At 39.0% G+C, this 6,000-nt stretch carries 1 protein-coding gene; it reads right to left on the bottom strand.

Annotated features, from left to right (window positions below):
- Positions 1 to 2,228 precede the first annotated feature (2,228 nt).
- Complete coding sequence (locus QM738_RS10720) at positions 2,229 to 2,423, bottom strand: hypothetical protein (RefSeq protein ID WP_462276691.1); 195 nt, start codon at positions 2,421 to 2,423, stop codon at positions 2,229 to 2,231.
- Positions 2,424 to 6,000 lie beyond the last annotated feature (3,577 nt).

Raw genomic sequence — 6,000 nt, 5'->3', positions numbered from 1 at the left:
ACTCTGCGACTTACCCAAAACTACAGTATCTTTTCCTTCTCTTTACGAATTTGTTACCGTATACTCGAAATAAATATAAAACTACAATATGCTATTCCCAGTTTTTGAGAATCATGATTGCAGTATCCCTTTCCTTCTGTATATACACACTCCAGAACTCTAGTACTTATCTCACAGCACCACTCTCCACCCACCTGTTGCTTGTTAGCAGCAACGTTTCTCTTCATGCCTTCGATCTCGTTCTCAGTATCCTGACGGATCTTCGCTTCGATGTCTTCCTTCGTGCCGAGGTACTTCTGAAATCAGCCCTTATCAGTACCAGGGACTGGACTATATCGACTTTGGAAAAAATTCCGACTCTTTCCTACTCAGTGCTGATAGCTTATAATCACTGATGAAAAAGTCAAATCAATGGAAATTTTGTAGAATTTCAGCATGGCTCATATACTAACCTGCTCGAACTCCTTGAACTGTTGCTCGCGCTGCTGAAAGCAGAAAATTTCATCAATATCTTCTCATTTTTATTAGTCCTCTATATAATTACTTGGGTTTATACCGTGTCGTTTATATCAATTAACATATCATTTTTGCAGTAGAACTGACCAGCTTGAACTTATCGACCTCAGCCTGCGCCTCCTGCTTAGCCTGCTTCATTCTCTGCAGCTTCCGCTTGCGGGCCTCATTGATCTTGTCAGCAGCTCGCTTTTCAGCCTTAAATGATCAATTATTGTTATACTTGAAAATGTCTTATCAACCTTATATCATTCCTTATCAAACTCTCCATCATCCCAAATCAATCTTTATTAGATATTATCAGGGCTGGACCCAAATGAAATCACGAGTTCGTAATTCGGAATTACGAACTCGTAAATTTTTACGATTTACGAGATCGTAATTTTACTTGGGTCCAACCCCAGCCCATTGCATCTCCTATTAACTCTTATCCAATATCCATATCACTAGGTATCCTCTCTTACTACCTACCTGCAGGAGTTGCTGGATGCCTTGCGTCTGGGAGGCCATGTCTCACTGAACGGGTTTACCTAGGCTCACAAATTATTATTATCTTATCCCTGATAAGAAAAATCGATATCAAAGGGCTTCCAAACCCAACAATAACTTTAAAATCAATGAAGAACTTTCAAATAAAAATTTTCTCTTTGATAAGGTTCATACCCATTTTCAAGTAAAATTACATCTTCAACGGAAATAAGTTAGAGGCTGCTGAAAAATTCACACATTCGCAAAAAAAACTTGCTAAATTTTCTCTTCTTTTCCAATACTATTTCATTCCAAAATTAAGTTAACTTTTCGAGAAGCCAATAAGTTAATAAATGCTAGAAAACGTACACGTATTTCAGAAGGCACGAAATCCATTAAATAGAAGGACACTCTCTTCTAAAACGAGGATTACTGCGTCGAAGTCAAGAATGCTAATGATCAATGTAAAGCGAAATATGACACTTACATTATTACAACAAAGATAGTAAATTAAATTGAGCTTTAAAAAACTTGAAAATTTCTCAGGTTTCCTTCATCCCTTACTCGTGTCGTTGACAACTAGGAGACAGGTGGACAACTTAAATCCAAGTTTGAGAATTTCCCTTAAAATCCAAAAGCTTACCTTTTGTGTGACTTTCTCCCCTCCGATCTCGGCTTCCATAATGAATTGGGCGCCTCCTAGCTCATAGACAGACGGTTGCCAGACTCTGAAAATGAATTTTATGATATCAAAGTGAAAAAGCAAAAGTAAACTCCTTGGGAAGTTCACTCAGATTTTTCTTCTTTCCCAACACTATCTCGTCTCAAAACTAGGCGAGTTTTCCAAATGAATGGTGAGGGGGCTTTATAAAAAAACTTTCGCACTTGACGATAAAGCACAGTTTCTCCGAAGCTCCCGCCTTGATTTCAGCTGTCAGCAATGAACGGTCGACCATGTACTGCTGTCGATTGTCTGGGGCCAGCTGGGCGAGGGATGAAACTTGTTCTCGGACCTGGAAATCACTGGTAAGAGTTTTAAAATATTATTTTTATTTTACAACCGATATTTTAAAAAAACTTATTTTTTAATGAATATCTTGTTTATATTATCAAACATTCTATCACTCATTACCACTAACCTTCGGCACAAATCGTACCATGACCTTCGCATCCCTCTGTAGTTCGTCTTTGTTGCTCACTACGAACGAGAATGGCACTTCGCAGATTCTAACAATTTCTTATTTTCTTCAAAACCCTGCCAAAAATAACCTTTTCGCTTTGAACGAATGATAGACTGGCGGTATCTTTCCACATGCGACGTGCAGCGGGATGTGCAAAGGTGTGTTCTCCTGCTCGAGCGCTTCCACTACATTTTTCGTATCTTGTTCCGCATTCATTTCCGCCTTCGGATCGCGGATCATCGTTTCACCGATCAGGTACATGTTCTGAAGACCAAAATTAAATTCCAGGGAACTTTATTCTTTTAACCTTCATCATATATTGAAGGAGTTTTTTTCTTGTAATCTTTACCTGCCCGTCACTGTTAATGATGTTTGCCTTCCAGAGCATAGCGAATAGATTCCCTTCGTTTTGTCTTCTCATCTCAGATTCGTTCCAGTTTGGTGAATCCACAGAAGGGAGAAATTGGAGAGTATCATTCGGCAGATTTGCTCCAAGGCTGGCGCAGAGCGCATACGACTGCCCGCTTTCGAGCACAACTACAAAGTGAATATATTGACATCATAACCTCATAGATTTTTCAAATTTCGATAATCAAAAGTAAGAAAGTAGGGCTGACTTATAGTTAACTTAAAATAGATAGATGAAATTCTATTCTTTCGTGTTTTCAAATAGCAGAATTGAAGCTTTGATATTCCAGCCTGTTTTTCACATTTTATCTTTAATCATAAAATTGGAGATTCTTGTGGAATCCCCAAAGACTAACTCACTCTGTTGATTTGACGACAGCTTCAGCCCTTTTCTGCTCTGATCAACGACACGAATTCTCTGTAGCTCGATTCTAGCTAAGACGTCGGCAGACAAACAGTTCTTCAGTGTGAGCGAGTACAATGAAAATTTGTCTGCAAAACGATTATTTTCCTCAAAATTTATTTGCAGATTTTTTCCGTAAAAATTAGGGTTTTTCTTTTATAATAATAGCTATTTTTCAATTACCCAAACTCGTCAACTCAGCCGCCAATAGGGACTGCACCGCAAATTTCAGCTGTAATCTCCAGTGTCGGACCTTAAAAATCCAGATTATTTGGATATATCAAATCCTTTTAGAACTTCAGCTCTGCTTCTGAAAGCGTAAGTTCGAGAAACGCGATTTGCAGATATTTGATTTCTAGAATCTTTATAAACCTGTCCACTCTGTCCTCCTTTGTATGCAAATATTAATGGCAAAGTATAGTTCTCGCATTCATTAGCAGGGGCCTTCATGTCGAACAGCATTCTGAACATTCTCAGAATTTTCAGAAAATTCCCGTTTTAAAACCTAATTTTCCCTCTGATTCCGATGGGGTTCAAATATTTGAATGTGGTGATACTTTGCGAGTTCGCTGAAACGGATTCGGGACATGGAATTCTGGAAAAGTATTTTTAAAAATTTTAGAAAAAAAGAAATTCAAAAATACCGATTGTCGCCTTCCATGACGTAGATCGACATTGTGTCAATGGCATTAACTGCGCACGCGAGCCCCGTGATGTCCTCGGAGCCGATATTTTCCATCTAAATAAAATTCTTATTTTTAATTAAATCTGTTACAGAGAAAATGATAAGATCGTCACTTTTTGGCCCTGATTCAAATATTGTTGTCATTAAAATTGCATCCCTGCTTTCTTTACTCTATTCTTCGCCATGAGATAAGTGGCTTAAGTTCGTTATTTAGAGTTCAAATAAGAACCATGGCAAATTACATTTTGGAAAATTTCAGAAAATCCTCACATCTATAGCCAACTTTATGGCTTGATCACAGAATACGCGCGCGGGGGCGGGGCGAAAGACGTGCATCCGAATGAGTGGCCAAGTCGTCGGAGCAACGCCGCAGCTCAGTCGCTCGTCCTTTGCATATGCCATTTGCTTGACCTGGAAAATTCTAGAATATTACTTCGTTCCAGAAAACTTATGCAATTTCACGAAAAAAAAAGATATTTGGAAAAATTCCAACTTCCTCTATAATAAGAATCTTCAAAAATTTAAATTTTTGATCCGCTAGTACAATACATTTCTTTAGGGTGCGTACATACTTCGGCTGACGTGAGCATCAGCAGAGAAATAGCGTGCGAAAGTGAGAGGCATGCTCTTTTCGTCTCCCACTTGCGCACACTATTTCTCTGCTGATGCTCACGTCAGCCGAAGTATGAACGCACCCTTAGAGGCTAAAAAGGAACATTTCTGATGCTTTCTTAATAAAATTTCAGAATACTATAGAAAATCTGCATTTCTTTTTTATCTCTGCAAAACTCGCAATAATTTTCCAATCTTAACCTCTTTCGGCGTGTTATTGAGTTTCTGTCCCTTGACTTTGACCGGTATCAGCCCTCGGATGTTTAACTTCTGCTGTCCTTGCGAATCATCGGATTCGATGTCGGCTTCGATACCATCGACTGCAAACTCCTTGCAATTCATCTGAGGGATAACGGACAATTCAGCCTGCAATTTTGACTAATATTTCCTCTTCTTTTTTTTTAATTTCCCCACTAAAATTGTCGAGTTTGGCTCAATTTTCAGTTTTTCTATGGTGAGGCATTGGACGGTTGAAGCAGTGAGGGCTGAGTCTGTAAATGTATTTTACAAATTTGGCTCATCACCAAAACTCAAATACCATCTATGGTAGCCGCATGCGCGATCCTCAGCTTCAAATTCCCCAAATTCATTGGAATGGCGAGAGGATTGTGCAATGGGCAGAGGACTCGATAGCGCTCTCCAACCGGGACGATCCGTTGACGTCGGTTGTTCGTTGCGGAAGAAGCAACGAGGGAAGGCAGAAGGAGGAAGGAAGTCGTTGGACCTGGAACTTGTCAATTTAAGATAGCTTATGAGGTATATATCAAGTTATCTGGCTAATGAAAATATTTTTCATAATTTAATCACTTGTAAAAGTGGTTTTTTATACCAAAGAAATTTTTAGTTTATCAATCAGGTTTATATTATTTCATCGTCAAAGTTGTCAAATTCATTTCATCGCCCCTATATACGATAGAAATTGGATCACTAATATCATATTCTTCACCTGCGACAGCATGGAACGCTGCTCTCTCCAAATTTTCTAAGTTTTCCGTATAGAATTTCGCCAACTCCGCGCTTGGCGTTTCTCCGAAAATCACTGTAATGTCCCCCTCGATCTGGGGACAAGGCAGAGTAAACCCGAGCTGAAACCCTCAATGTTTCAATGATCTTTTGTTTTTAAATCTCTACTTTTTTAGCATCATTATTCTGGAGCGCTCTTTGGACAATAATGATGAAGGTGCGGAGGGACTCCTTTTGGACGTCATCAGACAGACTGAAATGAAATCTTATAATGAAATACAGCAAAAATTACCAACAATGAAAAAGCTCATTTTGCAAATTCCAAGAGAAAATGAACTATGGCTCGTGGAAAAATGCAATTTTCTCTCGCTTTTTCAAATAATGTGGCATTATTTTCCATATGCAATCACCTGATCGATGAAGTCAACAATCGCCGCGAGAATTCGATCGCCGATGTGGCGTTCGACGCGTCATTGCACAGCGACGCGTAGAGCTGACGCTGAATGACGAACATTTGGAGAGTTTCAATTTCCAAGGAAAAACCTCGATTCCACCCCACTGTCGGTCGATGTAGACTGCGGTACAGGAGCGATAACATGCTGAAATTCTTTATTCTTTCCAAAAAAAATCTTCCGTGCCTCTCAAATATTTTAAAATCAATTAATTAACCATTTTATCTTTCAAGCATCGTTTTTTCTCTCAAATACGGATTCGCAACTAACCTATCGCCAAATGATTGATGTCCGATTTTAAGAATCTGTTGGCCG

This window comes from Ferruginibacter sp. (assembly GCF_049840995.1).
Lineage (GTDB): Bacteria > Bacteroidota > Bacteroidia > Chitinophagales > Chitinophagaceae > Ferruginibacter.
This window is presented reverse-complemented; position numbering and strand designations above follow the sequence as displayed.

Coding starts and splice junctions, on each gene's coding strand:
- QM738_RS10720 (WP_462276691.1), bottom strand. CDS start 2,423: ATGTACCTGATCGGTGAAACGATGATCCGCGATCCGAAGGCGGAAATG.